This window comes from Dorea sp. 210702-DFI.3.125 (assembly GCF_020560945.1).
GTDB lineage: Bacteria > Bacillota > Clostridia > Lachnospirales > Lachnospiraceae > Dorea > Dorea formicigenerans.
On sequence record NZ_JAJCNF010000102.1, the window covers coordinates 1 to 335 of the forward strand.

At 40.9% G+C, this 335-nt stretch carries 1 protein-coding gene; it reads right to left on the bottom strand.

Annotated elements, in window-relative coordinates; all coding sequences use genetic code 11:
* Positions 1-264 (bottom strand): DUF6040 family protein (locus LI164_RS15740; RefSeq protein WP_227087386.1); only part of this gene is annotated, 264 nt, incomplete at its 3' end.
* Positions 265-335 lie beyond the last annotated feature (71 nt).

The following is a 335-nucleotide window of genomic DNA, read 5'->3' on the forward strand; positions in this document are numbered from 1 at the left end:
AAGAGTAGTTGATACGGAATACCATATCAGCAGAAACATCAATGCTTCATACATGGCTGTTTTTGTTTTATATCTGCCTGCCAGTTTTTCCCTCTGCATATCATACTTTTCCTTAGCTTTCAGATAAGCTGTCTGTTTACAATTCCCGCACTTTTGATAGAGTACCGGCTTTTCAACCGGTATCTCTACTTTTTTCTGATGGGAGAGTGCATAATCCCGTTCCTGTTCTGCCTGTCTCTGCTTATCTCGACATTCCTCTATCATGGCTTGGACGGTGTGTGTTTTCTCTTTCTCGCTCTGCAACAATTCTTTTGTTTTCCTCAAGTCGTTCTTTA